27 protein-coding genes and 1 tRNA gene are annotated in these 22,227 nt (G+C 66.0%); 14 read left to right on the forward strand and 14 right to left on the reverse strand.

Features of this window, described 5'->3' with window-relative positions; genetic code table 11:
- The first annotated feature begins 13 nt into the window (after positions 1 to 13).
- Complete coding sequence (gene phhA / locus E8M84_RS08370; RefSeq protein WP_137110659.1) at positions 14 to 802, forward strand: phenylalanine 4-monooxygenase; 789 nt, start codon at positions 14 to 16, stop codon at positions 800 to 802.
- Positions 802 to 1,125 carry a 4a-hydroxytetrahydrobiopterin dehydratase gene (locus E8M84_RS08375; protein ID WP_137110660.1) on the forward strand — a complete coding sequence of 108 codons (324 nt, stop codon included), beginning with the start codon at positions 802 to 804 and terminating at the stop codon, positions 1,123 to 1,125. Before phhA ends, E8M84_RS08375 begins: the two co-directional genes overlap by 1 nt.
- Here E8M84_RS08375 and E8M84_RS08380 read toward each other — a convergent pair.
- Positions 1,122 to 1,574, reverse strand: coding sequence for an Lrp/AsnC family transcriptional regulator (locus E8M84_RS08380; protein WP_137110661.1), 453 nt, complete (start codon positions 1,572 to 1,574; stop codon positions 1,122 to 1,124). The two genes, E8M84_RS08375 and E8M84_RS08380, sit on opposite strands and share 4 nt — an antisense overlap.
- Before the next feature lie 72 nt (positions 1,575 to 1,646).
- Between E8M84_RS08380 and E8M84_RS08385 the strand changes: the two genes are divergently transcribed.
- The gene (locus E8M84_RS08385) at positions 1,647 to 2,246 is read left to right on the forward strand and encodes a LysE family translocator (protein ID WP_137110662.1); all 600 of its coding nucleotides are present in this window, start codon (positions 1,647 to 1,649) and stop codon (positions 2,244 to 2,246) included.
- Positions 2,247 to 2,271: 25 nt separating this feature from the next.
- On the opposite strand, the gene E8M84_RS08390 is transcribed toward E8M84_RS08385, so the two are convergent.
- Positions 2,272 to 3,240, reverse strand: coding sequence for a hypothetical protein (locus tag E8M84_RS08390; RefSeq protein WP_137110663.1), 969 nt, complete (start codon positions 3,238 to 3,240; stop codon positions 2,272 to 2,274).
- Entirely contained in the window at positions 3,237 to 4,028 is a 792-nt protein-coding gene (locus tag E8M84_RS08395; protein ID WP_137110664.1) for a dimethylarginine dimethylaminohydrolase family protein, read from the reverse strand. The genes E8M84_RS08390 and E8M84_RS08395 overlap by 4 nt, the downstream gene beginning before the upstream one ends.
- A 109-nt stretch (positions 4,029 to 4,137) precedes the next feature.
- Here E8M84_RS08395 and map point away from each other — a divergent pair, with 109 nt between their 5' ends.
- Positions 4,138 to 4,884 (forward strand): type I methionyl aminopeptidase, encoded by a 747-nt coding sequence (map, locus tag E8M84_RS08400; RefSeq protein WP_137110665.1) that lies wholly within the window; start codon positions 4,138 to 4,140, stop codon positions 4,882 to 4,884.
- A 59-nt stretch (positions 4,885 to 4,943) separates the two neighbouring features.
- Here the strand turns inward: map and E8M84_RS08405 are convergent, their stop codons facing one another.
- Both E8M84_RS08405 and E8M84_RS08410 read right to left on the reverse strand, forming a co-directional pair.
- A complete protein-coding gene (locus E8M84_RS08405) occupies positions 4,944 to 5,927 on the reverse strand; it encodes a hypothetical protein (protein WP_137110666.1) in 984 nt (327 codons plus the stop codon).
- 190 nt (positions 5,928 to 6,117) lie between these two features.
- Positions 6,118 to 7,263 carry a hypothetical protein gene (locus E8M84_RS08410; RefSeq protein ID WP_137110667.1) on the reverse strand — a complete coding sequence of 382 codons (1,146 nt, stop codon included), beginning with the start codon at positions 7,261 to 7,263 and terminating at the stop codon, positions 6,118 to 6,120.
- A 333-nt stretch (positions 7,264 to 7,596) separates the two neighbouring features.
- Here E8M84_RS08410 and E8M84_RS08415 point away from each other — a divergent pair, with 333 nt between their 5' ends.
- Genes E8M84_RS08415 through E8M84_RS08430 form a run of 4 tightly spaced genes read left to right on the forward strand, consistent with a single transcriptional unit; the run spans position 7,597 to position 12,391 of the window.
- Positions 7,597 to 7,953: a hypothetical protein gene (locus tag E8M84_RS08415; RefSeq protein ID WP_137110668.1), complete on the forward strand. Its 357-nt coding sequence runs from the start codon at positions 7,597 to 7,599 to the stop codon at positions 7,951 to 7,953.
- A gap of 15 nt (positions 7,954 to 7,968) precedes the next feature.
- Positions 7,969 to 10,224, forward strand: a complete 2,256-nt coding sequence (locus E8M84_RS08420; RefSeq protein WP_137110669.1) for a glycosyltransferase family 2 protein — start codon at positions 7,969 to 7,971, stop codon at positions 10,222 to 10,224.
- Positions 10,221 to 12,083: a hypothetical protein gene (locus E8M84_RS08425; RefSeq protein ID WP_137110670.1), complete on the forward strand. Its 1,863-nt coding sequence runs from the start codon at positions 10,221 to 10,223 to the stop codon at positions 12,081 to 12,083. The genes E8M84_RS08420 and E8M84_RS08425 overlap by 4 nt, the downstream gene beginning before the upstream one ends.
- Positions 12,080 to 12,391, forward strand: coding sequence for a hypothetical protein (locus E8M84_RS08430; RefSeq protein ID WP_137110671.1), 312 nt, complete (start codon positions 12,080 to 12,082; stop codon positions 12,389 to 12,391). Before E8M84_RS08425 ends, E8M84_RS08430 begins: the two co-directional genes overlap by 4 nt.
- Positions 12,392 to 12,403: 12 nt before the next feature.
- Here the strand turns inward: E8M84_RS08430 and E8M84_RS08435 are convergent.
- Positions 12,404 to 12,487: transfer RNA gene (locus E8M84_RS08435), tRNA-Tyr, on the reverse strand.
- A gap of 131 nt (positions 12,488 to 12,618) precedes the next feature.
- Between E8M84_RS08435 and rlmB the strand changes: the two genes are divergently transcribed.
- Both rlmB and E8M84_RS08445 read left to right on the forward strand, forming a co-directional pair.
- Positions 12,619 to 13,407: a 23S rRNA (guanosine(2251)-2'-O)-methyltransferase RlmB gene (gene rlmB / locus E8M84_RS08440; protein WP_137110672.1), complete on the forward strand. Its 789-nt coding sequence runs from the start codon at positions 12,619 to 12,621 to the stop codon at positions 13,405 to 13,407.
- Positions 13,408 to 13,575: 168 nt separating this feature from the next.
- Positions 13,576 to 13,983, forward strand: coding sequence for a CoA-binding protein (locus E8M84_RS08445; protein ID WP_137110673.1), 408 nt, complete (start codon positions 13,576 to 13,578; stop codon positions 13,981 to 13,983).
- Here the strand turns inward: E8M84_RS08445 and E8M84_RS08450 are convergent.
- The 6 genes from E8M84_RS08450 to E8M84_RS08475 form a co-directional block, all read right to left on the reverse strand.
- Positions 13,980 to 14,186 (reverse strand): hypothetical protein, encoded by a 207-nt coding sequence (locus E8M84_RS08450; protein ID WP_137110674.1) that lies wholly within the window; start codon positions 14,184 to 14,186, stop codon positions 13,980 to 13,982. The two genes, E8M84_RS08445 and E8M84_RS08450, sit on opposite strands and share 4 nt — an antisense overlap.
- Positions 14,183 to 14,626, reverse strand: a complete 444-nt coding sequence (locus E8M84_RS08455; RefSeq protein ID WP_137110675.1) for an SRPBCC domain-containing protein — start codon at positions 14,624 to 14,626, stop codon at positions 14,183 to 14,185. Before E8M84_RS08455 ends, E8M84_RS08450 begins: the two co-directional genes overlap by 4 nt.
- Positions 14,623 to 14,952, reverse strand: coding sequence for a metalloregulator ArsR/SmtB family transcription factor (locus tag E8M84_RS08460; RefSeq protein ID WP_240790315.1), 330 nt, complete (start codon positions 14,950 to 14,952; stop codon positions 14,623 to 14,625). The genes E8M84_RS08455 and E8M84_RS08460 overlap by 4 nt, the downstream gene beginning before the upstream one ends.
- 109 nt (positions 14,953 to 15,061) lie before the next feature.
- Positions 15,062 to 15,367 (reverse strand): phosphoribosyl-ATP diphosphatase, encoded by a 306-nt coding sequence (locus E8M84_RS08465; protein WP_137110676.1) that lies wholly within the window; start codon positions 15,365 to 15,367, stop codon positions 15,062 to 15,064.
- 7 nt (positions 15,368 to 15,374) lie between these two features.
- Positions 15,375 to 16,136 (reverse strand): imidazole glycerol phosphate synthase subunit HisF, encoded by a 762-nt coding sequence (gene hisF, locus E8M84_RS08470; RefSeq protein ID WP_137110677.1) that lies wholly within the window; start codon positions 16,134 to 16,136, stop codon positions 15,375 to 15,377.
- Positions 16,137 to 16,271: 135 nt separating this feature from the next.
- Positions 16,272 to 16,715: a DUF2867 domain-containing protein gene (locus tag E8M84_RS08475; RefSeq protein WP_137110678.1), complete on the reverse strand. Its 444-nt coding sequence runs from the start codon at positions 16,713 to 16,715 to the stop codon at positions 16,272 to 16,274.
- Between the two features lie 284 nt (positions 16,716 to 16,999).
- On the opposite strand from E8M84_RS08475, the gene E8M84_RS08480 reads away from it, so the two are divergent.
- Positions 17,000 to 18,547 (forward strand): GMC family oxidoreductase, encoded by a 1,548-nt coding sequence (locus E8M84_RS08480; RefSeq protein ID WP_137110679.1) that lies wholly within the window; start codon positions 17,000 to 17,002, stop codon positions 18,545 to 18,547.
- A gap of 176 nt (positions 18,548 to 18,723) precedes the next feature.
- On the opposite strand, the gene hisA is transcribed toward E8M84_RS08480, so the two are convergent.
- Positions 18,724 to 19,443, reverse strand: coding sequence for a 1-(5-phosphoribosyl)-5-[(5-phosphoribosylamino)methylideneamino]imidazole-4-carboxamide isomerase (gene hisA / locus E8M84_RS08485; protein ID WP_137110680.1), 720 nt, complete (start codon positions 19,441 to 19,443; stop codon positions 18,724 to 18,726).
- 145 nt (positions 19,444 to 19,588) lie between these two features.
- Here hisA and E8M84_RS08490 point away from each other — a divergent pair, with 145 nt between their 5' ends.
- The 3 genes from E8M84_RS08490 to E8M84_RS08500 are packed head-to-tail and all read left to right on the forward strand — an operon-like array spanning position 19,589 to position 21,333.
- The gene (locus E8M84_RS08490) at positions 19,589 to 19,978 is read left to right on the forward strand and encodes a DUF2147 domain-containing protein (RefSeq protein WP_137110681.1); all 390 of its coding nucleotides are present in this window, start codon (positions 19,589 to 19,591) and stop codon (positions 19,976 to 19,978) included.
- A 49-nt stretch (positions 19,979 to 20,027) separates the two neighbouring features.
- Positions 20,028 to 20,894, forward strand: a complete 867-nt coding sequence (locus E8M84_RS08495; protein ID WP_137110682.1) for a DMT family transporter — start codon at positions 20,028 to 20,030, stop codon at positions 20,892 to 20,894.
- A gap of 31 nt (positions 20,895 to 20,925) precedes the next feature.
- Positions 20,926 to 21,333: a VOC family protein gene (locus E8M84_RS08500; RefSeq protein WP_137110683.1), complete on the forward strand. Its 408-nt coding sequence runs from the start codon at positions 20,926 to 20,928 to the stop codon at positions 21,331 to 21,333.
- On the opposite strand, the gene E8M84_RS08505 is transcribed toward E8M84_RS08500, so the two are convergent.
- Positions 21,330 to 22,226: a glutaminase gene (locus tag E8M84_RS08505; RefSeq protein ID WP_394347400.1), complete on the reverse strand. Its 897-nt coding sequence runs from the start codon at positions 22,224 to 22,226 to the stop codon at positions 21,330 to 21,332. The genes E8M84_RS08500 and E8M84_RS08505 overlap by 4 nt on opposite strands.
- Position 22,227: the final 1 nt, after the last annotated feature.

Consider the following 22,227-nt stretch of genomic DNA (forward strand, 5'->3'; position numbering starts at 1 on the left):
GGGAGTAGCCGCGATGCCGACGAGCTATCTTGCGAAAGAGTCCGATGCCGTGGGGCGGATCGACTATACGGCCGAAGAGGATGCGGTCTGGGCGGACCTTGTCGCGCGGCAATGGCCGATGGTGGCGGCCCATGCGGCGGCACCCTACCTGAAGGGGCTGGACTTGCTGGACATGCCGCGGACGCGGGTGCCGCAATGCCCGGACTTGTCGGAGAGCTTGCGCGCGTTGACAGGGTGGCAGGTGGTGCCGGTCCCGGCGCTGATCTCATTCGGGCGGTTCTTCCGGATGCTGGCCGAGCGGACCTTCCCGGCGGCGAGCTTCATCCGCAGCCGTCAGGACTTCGATTACATCGAGGAGCCGGACATCTTTCACGAAATCTTCGGGCATACGCCGCTGCTGACCGACCCCTGCTTCGCGAACTTCTCGCAGGCCATCGGCGAAGCGGGGTTGCGGGCCGGGAAAGAGGATTACGCCTGGCTGATCCGGCTGTACTGGTTTTCGATCGAGTTCGGTCTGACGATTGAGGGCGGCGTCACGAAGACCTTGGGCTCGGGGCTGGCGTCCTCGCCGTCCGAGCTTTTGTGGGCGGTGAGCGAGGGGCCAGAGTTGCGACCCTTTGACGTGATCGACATCCTGCGGACGCCCTACCGGATCGACATCCACCAGCCGGTCTATTTCGTGATCGATCGGCTGGACGACCTGTTCGCCGCCGCCGAACGGGACCTGCTGGCGGATGTGGCGACGGCGCGGCGATTGGGACTGCACGCCCCGAAATTCCCTGCAAAGCTGGAGAGCGCCTGATGACCGCCGTATGCCTGCCCTGTTCCGAAGCCACGCCCCGGCTGGTCCCCGACGATTGCCGCGCCCGGATGGGGGGGCTGCACTCAGATTGGGTCCTTGACCCCGCCGCCACCTGCATCACCCGGAGTTTCGCCTTCAAGGGGTTCGCCAAGCCCGTGCAACTGGCGAACCTCTGCGCGTGGTATGCCGAGAAGTCCGGGCACCACCCCGACATTGCCTTCGGCTGGGGTTATGCGCGCGTGACCTACACGACGCACGAGATCGGCGGATTGTCCGAAGTGGATTTTGCCACCGCGGAGGGGCTGGACCGGTTGCTGGCCTAGGCGCGGTCGTCCTTGGGGCTGCCCATCACGACGAAGGTGGTGATGGCGCGGACCTGGGGCAGGGTGCCCAGCACCTCGGTATGCCAGTGCTTGAAGGCGGCGAGGTCGGCGCATTCGACGCGGAGGAGATATTCGACGGTGCCGGTGATGTTGTGGCATTCCCGAACCTCGGGCGCGCGGGCGACGGCACGCTCAAACGCCTCTTGCGCGGCCTTGGTGTGGGTGCCGAGGCCCACTGTGACATAGGCCACGAAGCCGATCCCCAGCTTCGCCGGGTCAAGGACGGCGCGGTAGGACTTGATGATCCCCGCCTTTTCCAGCGCCTGCACCCGGCGGAGGCAGGCCGAGGGCGAGAGGCCGACGCGGTCGGCCAAGGCGAGGTTGGGCTGGCGCGCGTCGCGGGTCAGCTGTTGCAATATACGATGGTCGATGTCGTCAAGCTTGGTCATTTGTTGTGAATTGTGCTTGCAATGCGGCATCTTTGCAATCCTTTGTCTCATGGGGCGCTGCAGGATTGCGCCATGACATATGATCTTTTCCTTGCCCTGCTGGGCTTTGCCTTCGTCACCTCGGTCACGCCGGGGCCGAACAACATGATGCTTCTGGCCAGTGGCGTGAATTTCGGCTTTCGCCGGACGGTGCCGCATATGCTGGGGATCAGCGTCGGGCATGCGCTGATGGTGTTTCTGGTGGGGCTGGGATTGGCGGGGGTGTTCAAGGCCTGGCCCCCGGCGTTGCTGGCTCTGAAGGCGGCGTCGGTCGCCTACATGCTGTGGCTTGCCTGGAAGATCGCCCAGGCGGGCGCGCCGGGTGAGGGGCGGGCTAAGACAAAGCCGATGACCTTCCTGCAGGCGGCGGCGTTCCAGTGGGTGAACCCGAAGGCCTGGGCGATGGCATTGGGGGCGGTCGCGGCCTATGTGACCGAGCCGTCGGTCTGGGCCTATGCCGCGGTCGCCGGGGCCTTCGCCTGCGTGAACCTGCCCTCGGTGTCGGTCTGGGCCGGGGCCGGGCAGGCGGTGCGGCGCTGGCTGGACGCGCCGGGGCGCCTGCGGGCGTTCAACTGGACGATGGCGGGACTTCTGGTGCTGTCGCTGTGGCCGGTGGTAACGCTGGAGATGTGAGGGCGGGGTCGGTTTGAAGCCCGACCTAACGCACCCATAACCCTTCACGTTTCAGGGTGTTGCGGATCATCTGTTCGCGGCGGGGCAGGTTCGTCCGGTCGAAGAGAGCGCGGGCCTTGGCACCCTCGCCCTGGATCAACATGCGCTTGAAGGCGCCCCAGTGGCGCAGGACGGGGCGGAGGTCGTCGGCCAGCGTCTCCAGCACCTCCACCGCCCGGTCGCTTTCGCGGGCGTAGAGAAGCGGCAGGGTGCGGTAGTGGCAGGTGGCGCTGCCGTCCAGCGCCGCAAGTTCGGGTCCCGGGCGCCCGCCGCCAAGGGAATGTATGACCAGGGGCAGGGTGATCTGGTCGAGCCAGGGGTAAAGCTCCTGGCAGACCAGCGCTTCGGGCGGGTTGTCGCGGATGTTCTTGGCCCAGGCGAGGAAGCGGTTGCCGAAGGTCTTGGGGCTTTCATGGAAGAACCAGCCCGCGTTGAAGTAGAGGTAGCGCTGCCAGTAGTCCTGCGGGTGGGTGGTGTCCCAGCTGGACGCGAAATCGAGGCCGAAGCGGTCATAGAGCGCGGCCCAGGTCTCGGTCAGGGTGGGGCCGTAAAGCTCGACCTTGGGCCAGGTGTTTTCCCGTTTCATCGAGGCGGAGGGCTTCGAGAAGTCGAACGGCACCTGCGACAGGGGGCCGGTTATCAGGGTATCGGTGTCAACGAAAAGGAAAGGGGCATCGGGCAGGGCGGCCAGCGCCTCGATCTTGTTGCCGTGGGGATAGTCGGAGCCGAAGGCGCGGGCCTCGAAGGGCAGGATCTGCGCGCCAAGAGTGGTGAGCGTCTTGCGCGTCCGGTCCGAGATGCGCGGATCGCCCTGCCATTTCGGCCCCGGTTGCGGTTCGGCGATATAGAGCGTGCCGGGGAAGACGGGATCGGAGTGGCGGAGCGAGGCGGCCAGCAGGATCGCCTCGTGTTCCAGCCGACCGGATTGCGCGATGGCGAGGATGTTGAAGGTCATCGGGGGGTGAAGCGCAGGGAGAGGCAGGACATGCCACCGTCAAGCTTCGCGCATTCGGAATTGCCGATCTCACGGACGGTGAAGCCTGCCGCGGCGATGGCGTCGCGAGTGCGGGGGAAGCCCGCGGGCATCAGGACCAGATCGTTAAAGCGGATGGTGTTGGCGGCGGCTTCCTCGCCGTCGGGGACGTCGATGATCCTGTAGCCGGTGAAGCAGCCGGAGGCGGAGAGGCGTTTGGTGGAGAGGATCGTGTCCGCGTCCAGAAGCGAGCAGTCGGTCTTGAAATGCAGGACTCCGGGGGGCGTGTGCACCTCGCGGACAGTGTGGCCCCACGGGGCGACGAGGCGGGTGAGTTCGGCGATCCCGGCAGCATTGGTGCGTGCGGAGCGGCCGACGAGGATCTCGCGTTCGGTGACAAGGATATCGCCGCCTTCGATGAAGCTGCCGTCACCTGTGATGGCGACGACGTCGGAGTAGATCGCCTTGAGGTGCGGGTCCATCTCGGCGGCCTCGCCCAGGCGGGAGGGCGCGCCGGGGCGCATGATGACGGCACCCTGTGGCAGGCAGAGGGCGGTATCCTCGACGAAGACCGAGTCGGGGTAGGCGTCGAGGGCGGGCAGTTCCACGACCGTCGCGCCGGTTTCGCGCAAGGTTGCGATGTAGGCCGCGTGGTGGGCTTGCATCACACCAAGGTCCGGCGAGCCGGTGTCGACTGCGCGCAGGCCCCGGGTGATCGAGGCCGCTGGCGCCCGTGTGATGGCGTGCGTGAAATGGGTGGAGAAGGACATTCAGGACCCCGGGGTTCGCGCACAGGGTGTCGCATCCCGGATGGGGCCATGCAAGGGGGATGGGGAAGGGTGAGCTGATGTGCTAAACGGGCGGGCAAAGCGAGGGCGCATGACCATCACCAATCAGGACGAACTTGACGGGCTGAAGGCCGTCGGCCGGATCGTCGCCAACACCTTGCAGGTCATGGCGCGGGCGATGGAGCCGGGCATGACGACGCGGGAGCTGGACGGGATCGGGCGGAGGTGTCTGGAGGAAGCGGGAGCGCAGTCCGCGCCGGAACTGACCTATGGTTTTCCGGGCGCGACCTGCATCAGCGTGGGGGAGGAGATCGCGCATGGCATCCCGGGGGATCGGGTGCTGGTTGCGGGCGATCTGGTCAACATCGACGTCTCGGCGGTGAAGGACGGGTTCTTTGCCGACACCGGGGCGAGCTTCCCGCTGGGTCCGGTGCGGCCCGACATCACCCGGCTGTGCCGCGATGGGCGGCGCGCGATGCAGGTCGGGATTGCCGAGGTCGGGCATGGTCGGCCCTTGGCGGGTATCGGCAACGCCATCGGGCGCTTTGCAGCCAAGCGCGGCTATTCGCTGATCCGCAATCTGGCGAGCCATGGGGTGGGTCGGGCGTTGCACGAGTATCCCGAGGAAATCGCGACCTGGCCGAACCGGGACAGGCGCAAGATCCATCGGGGCCTGGTGTTGACGGTGGAGCCGTTCCTGTCGCTGGGCGGGCAGTTTGCCGTCTCGGGCCGGGATGACTGGACGCTTCTGGCCGCGCCGCGGGCGCTGGCGGTGCAGTACGAGCATACTGTGGTCGCGACCGAGCGTGGGGCGTTGATCGTGACGCTCCCGGGGTGAGACACCCTCCGCGGCCCTCCGCCTGTCTGGGAGGGGGCGCAAGTGGGAGGCGGTGGGCCTTAGCCCGCCCAGGGCAGGGTCAGCGCGGGGTGGAAAAGCCAGCGCCACCAGGCGTGGTCGAGGAACTGCCCGGCGAGGATCAGGAATGACAGCGCCAGGGTGATCGCCATGGCCAGCCCGTACCAGACCGCCGTCATCAGGCGGGACCGGGCGCGGGCCGGGCAGGCGGCCTCGGCGGCCTGAGAGCCGTCCCAGAGGCCCGGCTTCAGGCCCGCCGCGCGCGGGGCGGCGGTGGCGTAGATCCGGGCGGAAACTGCGCGAAGGACCCAGGCCGCCAGGAAGGCCAGGGCTGCGAGGGCGAGGGTGATCTGTCCTTGCAGCGCGGCGAGGTCCTCTGCGGTCAGGTCCTCGATCCCGGGGGCCCAGTCGGTAGCGGTGGTGATCAGGCCGCGGGCGGCGGCGAAGGGCAGGGCGGCAAGCGTGGTCAGGGTCATCAGCGCGGGGATGCGCCAACCGGCCTGGGCGACGAGGGATCGGATGCGGCGCAGCTCGAACGCGGCAGAGAGGCGGTCCGCGGTGGCGAGATGGGCTAGCATCAGGGGCAGGGCGGGCAGGATCAGCGCAGCGAGGAAGGCGCCGGTCAGGAAGACGGCGGGGCCGACGAGGGCCTGTTCGTAGCCCTTGTTGAACGAGTTCTCCCATCCGGCCCACCAGGCGCCGAGCCAAAGGAGGGTGAAGGGCAGGGTCCAGGCGAGCAGGGCGGTGAGGGCGATCAGCCCGGTGCGGATGTTGGCGGCAAGGCCGCCAAGGGCGCGTGCGGTGCGCCCCCGTTCGCGCGGGCCAAGGAGCCAGCCGGGGGGTTCCTCGGCGCTGCCAAAGCGGGTGCGGGCGAGATGGCCTTGCCTGCGGGTCAGCCAGCCGAAGGCGATCACCGCGGTGACAGGGCCGGTACAGAGGAGGGTGCCGGCGGCAAGATTGGCAATGAACCGGCCAAGGCGGGCGAGGCGACCGGGGCCATAGGCGACGGGGGCAAGGGTGGTCATGGGGTCGGCTTCCCTGGGGCTTGGCTGGGTGTGCGACGGGCGGGCGCTATCGGATTTGGGGTGGCCAGAGGGGGGAATGGGATGGTGAAGCGGTGCGCTGGTCCCCTCACCCCCTCCCTGGCGCTCTCGTTGAAAGCGGGAGAGGGGGCGCCGGGTGGAAGCAGCCGCAAGTGGGAGTGGGCGCGGGCTGTCACAGGAACAGCCCGTCGAGTGCGTCACCCTCGGCGCGATCCGCGCTGAAGCCCATGGCGGCGGCGATAGTGGGGGCGATGGCGGACTGGTCGACAGGTCGGTCGATCACGCCCTTGCCGATGCCGGGGCCGAAGATGACCGCCCAGGTCTCATGCGCCGAACGGGAGTTGAAGTGGTGCTGGAACGGCACCTCGGCCAAGGGGTTCGCGTCGCGGCCGCAGTCGGGGGTGATGACGAAGATCGTGTTGTCGCGGTAGAAGGGATTGGCGTCGGCGGCGCTGACCAGGCGTTGCAGGCCTTCGTCGATGATTGCGATGGCGCGGGTGTAATGGCTGGGGTTGCCCCAGTGGACGTAGTCCGGGTCCTGGTAGTTCACCATCAGGAAACGGGGTTGCAGTTCGGCCATCGCGCGGACCGAGAGTTCTGTCAGCAGCCGGTCGCCGCGCGGGTTCTTGAAGCCAGTGTCGCCGAAGTCCTGCCGCCAGCGTTCCCAGAAAGCGGTGACCTGCGGCGAGGGGTCGGGCGTTGCGCCGCGCGGGTCCTTGGTCAGAAGCGTCTGGCGTTCTTCCTGGACCTTCCGCAACTCATCCTCGGGCAGGCGGCCCTCAGCCAGTTGCATGGCGGTGCGGTAGAGCTTGTAGCGATGCAGCGACAGCATCTCGGACCGGTATTCGACGCCGAAATGGTCGCCCGCGCCGAAGGTGAAGAACTCCTCCTGCGGGCGGTCCTCACCGTTGACGAGGAGGACCTGGTGCGAGGGGATGTCGAAGGCGCGGCGGAGGTATTCGAACAGCGTGGGTGCGGTCGGTTCCAGCTGGTCGCCGACGCCCGGCAGTTCGCGGTAGGCGAGGTAGCGGCCGGTAAGGAGGTTGAGAGTGCCTTCCGCGTGGGAGGTGTTCACGCCTTCCAGCCGGTCGATGCGCAGGTCGGGGATGAAGGTGCCGCGCGGGGCAAGGGTGTGGCGCAGGTAGGGCGCCCAGGTTGTGGCTTCGTCGATGGTCTCGGCCCGCCGGACGCCGCCGCCGAAGCGGACCAGAATGACATTCGGGCCACGGTAACCGGCGGACTGGGCCAGCGCCGGGCGCTGGATGGCGAGGCTGGCGGCAAGGCCCAGGGTCGACAGGGTGAATTGGCGGCGATCCATCTCGGCCTCGTCCTTTGTTAATGATATTAACATTACACGAAAAACGCGAGTGGGCGACGATTCCTTTGCGGACTTTCCCTGGGGGCAGAAAATCGCGCATCGGCCGGAAACCGCGCGTTAACCGATGCGGTGCAAGGCTTTGCCAGAGACGCAACTCTGTTCAGGAGGGGTCAGGCAGAACAACCAGAAGGATAGGATTGTTTTCGCAGATACCAAGTTATGCCGCATTTGGGTCCCAGTGTTTCCCGACTTTGGCGTAAACTGGACCTCGTGCCGCGGACGACAGGTCTGCGGGACTTTACGCAAATATGCGCATGTAAATGGAGACTACTTGTGAAGAAGATTGTTAGCCGGTTCCTGCTGTCCCTCGGGGCTGCAACCATCGCTCCGGCGGCACTGTTGGCCCAAGAGGGCAGTGGCATCACGATTTCCGATGTGTGTTCCAAGCCCGAGTATGCCGAGCAGAGTGCGAAGCTGTGGGCTCATGTCCAGAAGGCCGACAAGACCGAGATCTACATCGCCTATCTGGAAGCCTGCGGCTCTTCGCCCCTGACGGCCGAATACGCCGCGATCGCGCGTGAGATCGTGGTTCAGCGCACGGCCAATTTCACCAACATGCCGAACCGGATCGAACGGATCGTCTGGGAAGACAGCAATCCCAACGGGTTCATGTCCATCTACGTCTACTGATCCTTGCAGGCCGTGGTGCAGAACGACAACGACATGGGGCGGAAGCATGACGTGCTTCCGCCCTTTGCCTCGGATCTGGGCGAGGCGCTTCGCGTCGCGGCGGTGGACTACGGCGATCTGCTGGCCCTGATCGACCGCGCCGAGGCCGGGGGGGCCGATGACTGGCTGCAATGGGCCGATCGTGAGGCGGCGAAGCGCTATCCCAAGGACATGGAACTGGTCGCGCGCTGGATGCTGCACGAAACCATTCGGGGCCAGACCGGGATCGTCCGGACGCTGCGCGCGGTGCTGTCGAGCCTGTCGGAGAACGAGCGTCGGAAACCCGGCATCCTGGATGCGCTGGTGCGGGCGGATTTTCTGCTGGGGCAGTGCGATGCGGGGGCCGAACGGCTGGCGGAACTGGCCGCCTTCGCTCCGGGATATGATGCCACGCGGGCCGAGGCGGCGCAGTTGCGCGGGCTGGTGGCGGCGGGCCGGGTGGACGAGGCGCTGGTCCTGGCGCGCGGAAAGGACGGGGTGAACAGCCCCGACCTGGCAAAGGCAATGGTCGAGACGTTCCAGGCGGCAAGTGCGCATGCAGAGCTTTGTGCCCATGTCGAGGCCGCCGGCGGCATCACAAGCGTGACCGATGCCCCACTGGCCGCCTCCTACCTCTCGGCGCTGGAGGCCTTGGGGCGGCTTGACGACTGTCTGGCGCGGGGGACGGCCTTTCTGGAGCGGGTCCCGGCCAGCCCGTCCGTGGTGCAGCTGATCCGCTATGTCGCGATCCGGCTGGATCGGCTGGCCGAGGTGACGCCCTGGCTTTCCCGCTGCGCCTCGGCGCTGGAGGGGCGGCCCGAGGCGGTGGAGCTGCGGGCTCTGAAGGCGCTGGACGCGGATGACTATGCGGCTGCCTGGGCGCAACAGGCGAAGCTTGGCGATCAGGCGGGCGAGGCTGCCTGCCGCCTGCGCCTGGGGATTGCGACCACGGATCCCTCCTGCCCGCGCCGGGTGGCGCTGCGGGCCTATCGGGACTATCGCGCCCTGGGGGTGGGCCACGCCGGGCCGGAGATGCAGTTCGGCAGCTATCTTCTGAACGCGGCCCGGCGCCGGTCGGACCTGACTGATGCGCTGGCTGTGGTCCGCACCGGCCTGCCCCATGCCAAGGGCAACCCCTATTTCCACCGGCTGTTCCTGTCGCTGCTGGTCGCCTGTGGCCGGGCCGAGGAGGCGAAGGCGCATCTGGCGGTCCTGCCGGAAGGCCTGCGCACCTCGCGCCTGGTGCGGGAGGTCGAGCTGGGCTTTCGTCAGGCGGAGGGCGACCATTCCGGGGTCCGGCAGGCCTGGGCCGACCATGCGCGGCAGGGCGGGTATCGGGTGTTCTCGGCCGAGACGACCGCGGCAGTGCCAGTGCAGCCGGGGCGCGAACCCAAGGGGCGCGTCGTCGTCTTTGCGTTGGTCTTCAATGGCATCGACTATGTGCAGCCCTTCCTGGACCATTACCGCAAGCTGGGGGTCGAGGGGTTCGTCATGGTCGACAACGGCTCGACCGACGGGACCCGCGAGGCTTTGGCGGCGGCGCCCGATGTGGTCCTTTACGACCAGCCCGGCAGTTTCCGCGCCTCGGCGCATGGGGTGGCCTGGATCAACCCGCTGATCCAGCAGCACGCGCTGGGCCGCTGGGCGCTGTTTGTCGACATCGACGAGCATCTGGTGTTCCCGGGGAGCGGCCAAGGCCGCAAGCTGGCCGATCTGGTCGCCTATGCCGAAGCGCGGGGTGCGGGCTGTTTCCCGTCCTACATGCTGGACCTTTTCGCCAGCCCCGGTTCGGCGACCGAAGGCTTTGCCGGGCATCGCTATTTCGACCGGGAGTATGTGAGCTTCCCCTCGGTCCTGCCGCCCTACCGGGTGGTGCAGGGCGGCGTGCGGGGGCGGCTGACGGGGCGGCAGTTCCTGATCACCAAGTCGCCGCTGGTGCGGGTCGACGCAGATGTGGTCTTCCTGGAAAACAACCATCTGCACACGCACCTGCCGCCTTGCGACGTGACAACGGCACTGCTTCATTACAAGTTCGTGGGCGATGCCAAGGCCCGCTTTGTCGAGGCTGTCGAGCGGGGCGAGCATTTCCTCGGCGGGCGGTTCTACCGCGACATGCTGGCCCGGCTGCAGGGCAACGGCATCCGGCGCGGGTTGTGGACAAGGACCTATCGGGGTGACCGGCAACTGACCCGGATGGGCCTTCTGACGACAGCGCCGGACTGGGACGCGTGGAAGGGTACGGGACGAGAATGACTGAGTTCAGGGAGATAGTCGTTCTGGGATCGCCACGATCCGGGTCGAACCTCTTGTGTTCGATCCTGCGGGACCTGCCGGACAACATCGGGTTCTTCGAGATCCTGGCCAAGGACAGGATCGAGGGGTTGCAGTGGCATCCCGCGGTCGAGGCGCGGGTGGCCGCCAGTCTTACGGTTCCGGGCGCGACGGCCGACAGCGCCGAGCTGATCGCCGCCCGGGACAGTGACCCGGTGGCGTTCTTCGATGCCCTGTCGAAGGGCGCGCGAGAGGCAGGCGCGCGATCGATCACCTGCAAGATCTTCGACCACCAGATTTCCATTCCCCACCTGGACGCGATCCTGCGCCGCCCGAACCTGAGGGTGATCTTCCTGTCCCGTCGCAGGATCGACCGCTTCATCTCGGCGGAAAAGGCCCGGATCAGTGGCAAATACCTGCAGGCCAACACGACCGAGACCCGCCCCTTGATCAGCACGCTCGGTTTCCTGAAGGAGATGTTCCAGGACGACCACCAACTGGAGGCAATGTATCGCAGCGTCCGGACTGCGGGCGTTCCCTACAGCTACCTGAACTATGAACGCGATCTGGACATCGACCAGGACCAGCGCAAGGCGCGCATTTCCGATGCCCTTGTCGCCGTGGGCCTGCCACAGGGTGTTTCGCATGCAAGGCCGGAGAACTGGCTTGTCAAACAGGATGAAAGCCCGGATTGGCGCCTGAAGATCGCCAACGGCTTTGAGACCGCGGCGGCCCTGGCCGGGTGCGGCCTGCTGGACTATGCGCAAGAGGCGCCGCTGGAGTGCTTCCTGTCATCGCCAGCGCCCGCAAGACCGGCCGCCAGCCCCAAGCAGGCCGAGATTGAAAACCCGCTTGAAATGCATGTGACCTCGGCGGTTCTGTCGGTTGATCCGGTGATGACGATCACGTCGATCCAGTACAACACCTCACCGCTTGCCGCTGTCATGGCGACCGCGACCGGGATCTTCGGTGACAGGAAAGGTCTGCATTTCCTGCGCCCGTCCTGGACGATGGAACGGGGGTCGCTGAGCGAGCTGGCGCAGGCGGTTACCGCGGCGGAAAGCGCCAACCCGGGGCAGGTTTTTGTTGCCCTGCATGCGTCAGACAAGGAGGAGGAGAAGTATCGCGCACACGGCATCCGCTCGATCCTTGGGAATTCGAACATCTTTGCCGACGAACGGATCTGGGCCGAAGATGCCCCGCCGCCTCCGGGCCTTGAACCGGCTGACGCGATCTACATCGCGCGACTGGCCAGCTGGAAGAACCACCGGCTGGCAGCCCGGCTGGACCGCCCGCTGTTCGTCTATGGTCGGCGCGATCTGCTTGAGAACCCCGGACTGCTGGACGACTATCGCGCGCAGCTTCCTACGGCGCAGTTCGTGAACCATCTGCTGGGCGACGGCAGCCATCTGCAACTGACCCACGAAGACATCGCAAAGGTCATGTCCTGCGCCCGCGTGGGGCTGGCCTTGTCCCAGGTCGAGGGCGTCATGCGCGCCTCGATGGAATGCCTGCTGTCGGGCCTGCCGCTGGTCACCGTTCCGTCCATCGGCGGCCGAGACGCCTTTCTGTCCGCGTCCAATTCCGTGATTGTCGACGCTACGCCCGAAGCCGTTGCGGCGGGGGTGGCGGAAATGGTGGCGCGGCGGCTGACCCGCAACGAAGTGCGCCGTGCCACGATGGATCTGGTGAAGACCGCGCGCCGCAGTTTTCTGGAGGAGGCGAACCGGGTCGCGCAGGGCCACCTGGGACCGCAAGCGCCACCCGTCACGATGGGACCGCTTGTGGGACATATCAACCGATACCGTCCTCTGAGGGATGTTCTGGGGGGCTTGCGATGATTGCCTTTGAAAGCCCGGAAGGGCACCAGTTGCGGGCCCTTCGCCCGTCCCTTTCGGCGACGATGGCGCTGTGGCTGGCCGCCCTCACGGACGGCGATGACGAATGGTCTGCCTGGGCGCGGGACCGGCTTGCCGATGTGAGCGACACGCCGGATGTCCTGGCCCTGCGCTTCATCCAGGCGGCAAGCGATCAGGACCTTATGCGCGCCCGCCAGATGTGGGCCATTCTGGCGTCCTTGCCGACGGAGACCACAGCTGGCAGCATCCTCAAGGCCGCGCGCGACCTGCGTGCTTCCCTGCCGATCTGACTGTCCAGAAGATGGTGGGCGATCCTGGAATCGAACCAGGCATGAGTCGCCTCGGCGGAGTTACAGTCCGCTGCCACACCTTGTAGCATATCGCCCACTGCGGCGTCGTGTACTCAAGGGGGCCGGGGGCGTCAAGGGTGGATCAGAGCCGACGGGGCCAAGTTTTCGGCTTGCATCACGCGGCGTCTGCGGGCCAAGGTCCGGGCCTGATTTCAGGGGGTTTTGCAATGGCAGCGGGCGGAAAGAAACCGGCCTGGGTGGTCGAAAAGGAACGCGGTGAGCGGCGCGAGGCGCGGGAGACCGTCTGGCTTTTCGGGCTGCATGCGGTGCGGGACGCGCTGGTGAACCCCCGGCGCGAAAAGCTGCGGCTGGTGGTGACGAAGAACGCGCTCGACAAGCTGGAGGCGGCAGTTGCGGCCTCGGGCATGGTGCCGGAGGTGGTGGAGCCGCGCAATTTCCGTGTGCCGATCGACGAAGGTTCGGTGCATCAGGGGGCAGCGGTCGAGGTCCGCGCGCTGAACTGGGGCAAGTTCACCGATGTCTGCGCGGCAGGCGAGGGGCTGCCGCTGGTTGTCCTGCTGGACCGGGTGACCGATCCGCACAACGTGGGGGCCATCCTGCGGTCGGCCGAGGTGTTCGGGGCGCGCGCGGTGATCGCGCCGAAGCATCACTCGGCGCCGGAAACCGGGGCCCTGGCGAAGACGGCCAGCGGCGCGCTGGAGCGGCAGCCCTATCTGAAGGTGACGAACCTGGCCGAAGCGATGGAAGAGCTGAAGGACATGGGCTTTACCCTGATCGGGCTGGATGGTGAAGCGCCAGTGACCCTGGCGGATGCGGTGGCGGGCGTGGGTGGTCGGCCCATTGGGCTGGTGCTTGGGGCCGAGGGGCCGGGCCTGCGCGAAAAGACCCGCGAGACCTGCGATGTCCTCGCACGAATTCCCTTTGCCGGGGCATTCGGAAGCCTGAACGTGTCGAACGCAGCGGCGGTGTCACTGTATGCCGCGACACGCCGGTGAAGGCCGCTTCGTTCACTTATTTGCGACAGGCCTTTAACCACGCATTCAGCTTTCTAAATGACAGTGAAGAGGCACGGGACCGGAACCCCGTACTCTCTTCACTGTCCCTCGTTCCGCGACTTGGCGCCTGAGGTTCTCCTTGGGCGCCTTTTTCTATCGGGAGTGACCATGACCAGCGACGCCGACATTCGCGACATCCTGACTTCGGTGAAAACCATTGCCCTGGTCGGCTGGTCGCCAAAGCCCGACCGGCCCAGCCACCGGGTGGCCGACTACTTGAAGCGCAAGGGCTATCGGGTGATCCCGGTGAATCCGGGGCAGGCGGGGCAGGAGGCCCTGGGCGAGACGGTCGTCGCGACGCTGGCCGAGGCCGGGCCGGTCGACATGGTCGACATTTTCCGCCGCAGCGAGGAGGCGGGGGCAGTGGCGGATGAGGCGGTGCGGTTGGGCGCGAAGGTCGTCTGGATGCAGCTGGGCGTGGTGGACGAGGCTGCGGCGAGCCGGGCGCGGGGGGCAGGGCTGCAGGTGGTGATGAACCGCTGCCCTGCGATCGAGATCCCGCGGCTGGGGCTTTAGGCCGCCGTCCGGCGCAGGTAGGGCCGGAAGAAGAGATAGAGTCCCGACACCATCATCAGCGCCAAGGGCGCGAGCGGCAGGAAGTAGACCGCCTGCGGCACGGTGATCCCGAGACCAAGCGACAGCCAGAGCGCGACGGACAACAGGGTGAAGAGAAGACCAAGCCAGCGGTGGCTCGTCCGGGCAAGGCTGTGCAGGGTCATGTCGGGTCCTTTTCGTTTTCGATGCGGTGCAAAAGACCGTCGAGTTGCGCCAGGAAGCGCCGCCAGCCGGTGCCAGCCCCGCCGAGGGCCTGGGTCTGGTCCGGGCGGAAGCCGGACTGCTCCATCCTGAGGCGCGTGCCGGTGGCTGTCGGGGCAAGGGTCCAGGTAACCGTGGTGCGGATGCCGTTCGTCGCCTCGTCGCCCGAGGAACTCCACCGGTAAGCGAGGCGGGTCATCGGCGTGACTTCGGTCACCTCGCAGTCGGTGATGCCGTTCCAGTGCGGCATAGGCGGATGTCGGAAGGTGAAGCGGTGGCCGACCTCGGCCCGGAAGTCGTTCGCCATCAGCCAGTCGGCCAGCAGCGGGCCATCGGTCAGCGCGCGCCAGACCTTTGCGACCGGATGCGGCAGGTCTTTTTCAATCAGGATCGTGTCGGTCATTGGTCCATCCGATTCAACGTGTCCTCCAGCGCGGCGAGCCGGTCATCCCAGAAGGCGCGGTAGAAGGTCATCCAGTCGAACAGCGGTGCCAGGGCCTTTGGTTCCGCCCGGTAGCGCACCTCGCGCCCCTCGGCCCGACCAGCGATCAGACCGGCATTGCGCAGGATGGCGAGGTGCTTCGAGACAGCGGGCTGCGAGACCCCTGCCGTTTGAGTGAGCCGGACGACATTCGCCTCGCCATCGCGCATGAGCTGCTCAAGGAGCCCGCGGCGGGTGGGGTCGGCAAGGGCGTGGAAGAGCGTGTCTCGCGGGGTCAAATCGATCACCGTTTGGTTATGGATAATCCATAGCCGTTTGGTGATTGGTTTGTCAACGGTGATCCGGGGTCCTTCGAAGGACCTTGCAGAACTGTTCGGAAAGATTTGCGCCTTGTGGCTAGCGCTGTGCCTTTTCGGCGATGCCCGAGGTGCCTTCGCGGCGGTCCAGTTCGGCCAGCACTTCGTCCAAAGTCACGTCCCGCGCGGCGAGCATGACGAGGAGGTGGTAAAGGACATCTGCCGCCTCGGCGGTCAGCCGGGCGCGGTCACCCTTCACGGCCTCAATGATCGCCTCGACGGCTTCTTCCCCGAACTTCTCGGCGCATTTCTCCGGGCCCTTGGACAGGAGCTTGGCGGTCCAGGAGGTCTCGGGGTCCGCCCCCTTGCGGGAGGCGATGCTGGCGGCGAGTTTTTCCAGGCTCATGCCCACCTCACGTCAGTCGAACGGGGATGCCGGCGGCGGCCATGTGGGCCTTGGCCTGGCCGATGGTGAAGGTGCCGAAGTGGAAGATCGAGGCGGCGAGGACGGCGGAGGCGTGGCCCTCGGTGATGCCTTCGACGAGGTGGTCGAGCGTGCCCACGCCTCCGCTGGCGATGACGGGGATGTCCACGGCATCGGCGATGGCGCGGGTCAGGGGGATGTTGTAGCCGCCCTTGGTCCCGTCGCGGTCCATCGAGGTCAGGAGGATCTCGCCGGCCCCTTTCGCGGCGACGGTGCGGGCGAAGTCGACGGCGTCGATGCCGGTCGCGCGGCGGCCGCCGTGGGTGAAGATCTCCCACTTGCCGGGGGCGGTGGTCTTGGCGTCGATGGCCACCACGATGCACTGCGATCCGAAGCGATCGGCGGCCTCGGCGACCACATCCGGGTGGGCCACGGCGGCGGAGTTGAAGCTGACCTTGTCGGCCCCGGCGAGGAGGAGTTTTCTCACATCCTCGGGGGTCCGCACGCCACCGCCGACGGTGAGGGGCATGAAGCACTGTTCGGCGGTGCGGGTCACGAGGTCGTACATCGTAGCTCGGTTGTCCTCGGTCGCCATGATGTCGAGGAAGCAGAGCTCGTCCGCACCCGCGGCATCGTAGGCCTTCGCGGCCTCCACGGGATCGCCCGCGTCGATCAGGTCGACGAAATTGACGCCCTTCACCACGCGGCCGTCGGCCACGTCGAGGCAGGGGATGATGCGGGTCTTTAGCATGGAAGGAGAGATGCCGCGCGGGGGGCGGAAAAGCAAGCGGGTTTGCGGGGTGGGATGTCCACGGTGGGCATTTCCGGATTCCGTTTTGGAACCATGGGTTTGGGCGTGGGCGTTAGGGAATTGGAAACCCGATGGTTAACGCCCGGTCGCCATCCGCGCCACGGCCCCGCGCGAGATCAGGATGTGGAAGGGCGTCACAAGCCGCAGATAGGCGCGGCCCCAGAGGTTGTGGGGGTGGACCCAAGTGGACATGAACATCAGCCCGTCCTGCCGGAAGAGACCGATGCGGAAGTTCAGGTGGCGGTCGTCGGTGCCGAGGATCAGCTCGGTTTCGCTTTCCAGGCAGGTGGGGAAGATCGGGGCGTCCGGGTCTCCGGTCTTGAGGCCGAAGGGGCGGACGAGCGTGTTGCGAAGGGTGAGAAGTGCTGCGGCCCAGCCGGGGAGCGCGAGGCCACGGGTTGCGGCCTCACGCGGGGAGAGGGTGGAGGGGACCGAGTAGCAGTCAAGGAAGTCGCCCGGGTTGTGATGCGACCAGAGCGAGGACTGAGGGGGGAGGATGTCGGCGCGGACTTGGGTCATGTGAAAAAAATCCCTCAGTTGCGACCGCTTGAACAGGAGGCAGGGTGACGCAGGTTAAGAGATGGCTTGCTTTCTGCTGCCCTGAGTGTTCTTCGCCTGACGCAGGGTTCCGCCAAAAGTGACGATGGTCGGTTATGCGGACATCTTCCGTTAGCTGCAGCTTCCAACTTCCTGTTTCAAGTTGCGGGAGGACCGACAAAGAGGGCCAAAAGCGGTCTCCGACTGCGTTGCTCCAAAAAAGCCGGAGATGTAGCGGCCTTCGGAACGTGATACTGTATCACATCATGACCGACCTATTTGACTACATAATCGTGGGTGCGGGTTCGGCTGGCTCCATTGTCGCCAGCCGACTGACTGAGAACGCGGCCACCAGGGTTCTGCTCCTTGAAGCCGGCCCACCAGACCGCAATCTCTCGATTACTGTTCCGCTTGGCTACGCCAGGAATTTTCGCAATCCAAAGTTAAATTGGATGTACGAGTCGGAGCCCGTAGCCGGGTTTAACGGACGGCGGACATACTATCCACGCGGGAAAGTGATCGGAGGTTCAGGCTCGATCAATGGCATGATCTACTTCCGCGGAGCGGCCAATGATTTCGAGGATTGGAAAGCTGCGGGCTGTACCAACTGGGGGTGGGACGACGTCCGGCAGGGTTTTGAGGCGATTGAGTCCAGGCTCCGGATTGGAAGCACGCGGGACAACGCCCATTCGCTGTCTGAGATTTATTTTGACGCTGCCCGACAGCTGGGTTTGTCACTCAATCTCGATACCAATGGCCCTGACCTGCACGGCGTCGGATACAACCCGGTGAATATTCATCGCGGGCGTCGCATGTCTTCTGCCGCTGTCTTTCTGGCGCCAGCCGCAAGAAGACCAAATCTAAAAATCGAAACCGGGGCACTGGTAGCGGGTATTCAGTTTGAGGATCGAAAAGCGGTCGGCGTTGCGTATATACGCGATGGAGTAAAGAGAGTGGCCCGGGCCGCGCGCGAGGTGATATTATCAGCTGGAGCAATCAACACGCCGCAACTTCTGCAACTCTCTGGCGTCGGGCCTCCGGGTTTATTGTCACGCCACGGAATCGCAGTTCTGGTCGCCAATGAAGCGGTGGGCCGCAACCTCCAAGATCATGCGTGCTATGATCATGTCTATAGGACGCGAGTGCCGACACTTAACCAAGAGCTTGGGCCCTTGCATCGCAGGATGTGGGTTGCTTTGCGCTATCTTTGGGATCGGAAGGGCCCGTTGGCCTGCGGGGGGACCCATGCAGGCGGATTTGTATTTTCCCGTAAGGGACTGGATCGCTGCAATATCCAGCTCTATTTCACCCCCTCTTCCTATGAACTCACATCGGTCAAACCTGATCCGTTTCCCGGCATTATGATGGGCTTTTCAAATTGCCGCCCGACAAGTCTGGGGTCGGTCGAGATCAAGTCAGCTTCACCTAGCGATCCTCCCTCCATACAACCCAATTTGCTCGCTACTGAACACGACCTTGCAGAGATGTTGGAAGGGGCGCGATTGATACGGGCGCTTTCAATGACACCGCAGCTGGCCAGTGTTATTGCGGCGGAGATAAAGCCGGGGCTTTCGACTCAACTAGATGCCGACATGGAGGCCGACATAAGAGCACGCAGTTACTCCGTTTTTCATCCCTGTTGTACGGCTCGCATGGGCGCAGACGGGGTTGTAGATGAAAAATTGTGTGTGCGCGGCGTTGACGGACTCCGTGTCATCGATGCCTCGGTGTTCCCCAATATCATTTCCGGAAACATCAATGGCCCCACCATGATGGTAGCCTGGAAGGGGGCTGCTCTTGTGATGAATGGCTGAGGCGCGCCGTTGACGTGGGCCAAGCGATCATTTGATCCCCGCGATATTCAGCAATGGCCGCACAGGGCCGATCACCAAGCAACGTTTGAGAATGCCTCAACCTTGCTTCGCCTGCGCTAAAGGTCCACTCCGAGCCCGAAGCTGTCGTCAGGTAGCCTTTCTTAGGCGCAGAACGCCTAAGCCTTTAGAGCCGCCAGCGCCGCCGCCAGATCAATCGCTCCGTCATAGAGCGCGCGGCCCGAGATGGCCCCCGCGATCACTCCGGTGTCGCGGAGGGCGATGAGGTCCTCCATCCGGGAGACGCCTCCCGAAGCGATCACGGGGATCGTCACGGCGCGGGCGAGCGCCTCGGTCGCTTCGATGTTCGGGCCCTGCATCGCGCCGTCGCGGTCGATGTCGGTGTAGATGATGGCCGCGACTCCGGCATCCTCGAAGCTGCGGGCGAGGTCGGTGGCCATGACGTCGGTTTCCGTCGCCCAGCCCTTGGTGGCGACGCGGCCCTTGCGGGCGTCGATGCCGACGGCGACCTTTCCGGGGAAGGCTTTCGCGGCCTCACGCACCAGGGCGGGGTTCTCCACGGCGACAGTGCCGAGGATGACGCGGGCGAGGCCCTTGTCCAGCCACATCGAAATCGTCGCCATGTCGCGGATGCCGCCGCCGAGTTGGGCGGGGACTTTCACCGCCTTGAGGATCGCCTCTACCGCCGCTCCGTTCACCGGCTCGCCCGCGAAGGCGCCGTTCAGGTCGACGAGGTGGAGCCATTCGCAGCCTGCGGCCTGGAACTTCAGCGCCTGGGCGGCGGGGTCGTCGCCGAAGACGGTGGCGGCCTCCATTTCTCCACGCAGGAGCCGGACACATTGGCCGTCTTTCAGGTCGATGGCGGGGTAAAGGATCATCGCGGGCTCCGTCGCTGGACGGGGGGTCTTTGGCATGGGGCGCGCGGAATGAAAAGCGGGCAAAAGCGACCCCACGTCACGCTTGATCGGTTTTGCGAACGGGGCATTGTCGCGCGCAGAGGGAGATTGCGGAGGAGGACGCAAGATGAAGGTTTTCGCAATGGCGGCGGCGCTGGCGCTGCTGGCGGGTGCGGCCTGGGCCGATCCAGTGGAAGGGATCTGGCAGACCAAGAAGGACGACAACGGCAACTTCGGCCATGTCCAGATCAAGCCTTGCGGCCCTGCGTTCTGCGGGACGCTGATCAAGGCTTTCGGGTCGGACGGAAAAGAGATCGACAGCCCCAATGTGGGCCGCAAGATCGTGTCGGACATGGTGGCCTATGCCGACGGCCTGTATGACGACGGCACGATCTATTCGCCGGACCGGGACAAGACCTACAACGGCGACATGACGCTGGCGGGCGACAGCCTGAAGGTGCGGGGCTGCGTGCTGGGCATTTGCCGTGACGGCGGGACCTGGAAGCGGGTGAAGTAACCGCAGGCTTCGGGTCGCCTTTGCCCGTGGCTTCGGGCATGAAGGCGGCATGAAAGCGATTGAGTGGATATTGTTGTGGACCCTCTCCCTTCTGTGGGGAGGGTCTTTTCTGTTCAACGAGTTGGCGCTGGCGGGCCTGCCGGTGCTGACCATCGTCTGGGGCCGGGTGGCGCTGGCGGCGGTGGTGCTGGCGATGGCGGTGCGGATGTCGGGGCAGGGAGTGCCGCCGCGGCGGGTCTGGCCTGCGCTGGCGGTGATGGGGGTGTTGAACAACCTGGTGCCGTTCACGCTGTTCGTGCTGGCGCAGGGGCAGATCACCGGGGCGCTGGCGTCGGTGCTGAACGCGACGACGCCCTTGTTCACCATGCTGGTCGCACATTTCGCAACGGCGGACGAGCGGCTGTCGCCAGTGAAGGCGGCGGGGGTGGGGCTGGGGTTCGCCGGGGTCGTCGCGATGATGGCGGGGGAGGATCTGGGGGGCGAGTTGCCGGCGATGCTGGCCTGTCTGGGGGCCGCGCTGTCCTACGGGTTTGCCGGGGTCTGGGGGCGGCGGTTCAGGGCGGCGGGGGTGACGCCCTTGCAGACGGCGGCGGGGATGCTGGCGGCAAGCAGCGTGATGCTGACGCCGGTCTGGCTGGCGGTGGACCGGCCCTGGGCGATGGCCGTTCCGGAGCCGGGGCCGGTGCTGGCGGTCGTGGCGCTGGCCGTGCTGTCCTCGGCTTTGGCCTATCTGATCTTCTTCCAGATACTGGCGCGGGCGGGGGCGGTGGCGATTTCGTTGGTGACGTTCCTGATCCCGTTCAGTGCGGCGGGTCTGGGATGGCTGGTGCTGGGCGAAAGGCTGGAGGCGCGGCATCTGGCGGGGTTGGCGCTGATCCTGGGTGGGCTTGCGTTGATCGAGCGGGCCCGGCGTTGACCTTGGGCGCGAGGACGCGCAGGCTGGGCAGATGAAGCCCAAGGCCATCCTCGAATCTGCGGTCTATGCGTCCGATCTTGCGGCGGCGGAGGTGTTCTATGGCGAGGTCCTGGGACTGCCCGTGATCGCGCGGGTTGCCGGGCGGCATGTGTTCTTCGGGGTGGGCGCAGGGGTGCTGCTGGTCTTCGATCCGGCGGCAACCGAGGTGCCGTCCGCAAACCCGGACCTACCGGTGCCCACGCATGGGGCGCGGGGGCCGGGGCATGTCTGTTTTGCCGCCTCGCGGGAAGAGATCGCGGGCTGGCGGGAGCGGTTGACCGCCGCCGGGGTCGGGATCGAAGCGGAGTTCGACTGGCCGAACGGCGCGCGGTCGCTGTATGTGCGGGACCCCGGCGGGAACTCGGTGGAGTTTGCCGAACCCCGGTTGTGGGACGCCTAGCCGAAGATCGACCAGCCGGTCCGGCGGGCGAGGAGTTCGAGGGCCTCCGTACCGAGTTGCGAGTTGCCTTGCGTGTTCAGGCCCGGGGACCAGACGGCGATCGAGGCGCGGCCGGGGGCGATGGCGAGGATGCCGCCTCCCACCCCCGACTTGCCGGGAAGGCCCACGCGGAAGGCGAACTCGCCCGAACCGTCGTAATGGCCGCAGGTCAGCATGAGCGCGTTGATGCGGCGGACCCGTTCGGGGGCGATCAGGCGCTGGAACCCGGCGAGGAAGCGGCCGGAGCGGGCGAGTTGTTCGACGGTCATCGCGATGGCGCATTGGTGGAAATAGGCGCCGAGGACGAGGTCGGGGGCGTTGGTCAGGTTGCCTTGCGATTTCAGGAAATGCGCGAGGGCAAAGTTGCGGTGACCGGTTTCAGTTTCCGACTTCGCCACGGCGCGGTCGATGTGGATGTCCTCGTCCCCGGCGGCGGTGCGGAGGAAGGTGAGGAGTTCCGCGAGGTATTCCTTGGGCGGGCGGTGACCCAAGGCCGCGTCGGTGGTGACGATGGCGCCCGCATTGATGAAGGGGTTGCGGGGGATGCCCTGTTCGCTTTCCAGCTGCAGGATCGAGTTGAACGCGAGGCCCGAGGGTTCCCGCCGGACCCGGGTCCAGAGCTGGTCGCCAAGGCGGCCAAGCGCGATGGCGAGGCCGAAGACCTTGGAGACGGACTGGATCGAGAAGGGCGTGGCGCTGTCGCCCGCAGAGAGTTGCGTGCCGTCGGCAAGGCAGACGGAGATGCCGAACTGGTTCGGGTCTACTTCGGCCAACTGCGGGATATAGTCGGCGGGTTGGCCCCGGTCGGTGCGGCCGGCCATCTCCGCCGCGATCTCGGCTAGGGTCTGCGACAGG

This window comes from Rhodobacter sp. SY28-1 (assembly GCF_005222785.1).
Classification (GTDB): domain Bacteria; phylum Pseudomonadota; class Alphaproteobacteria; order Rhodobacterales; family Rhodobacteraceae; genus Tabrizicola.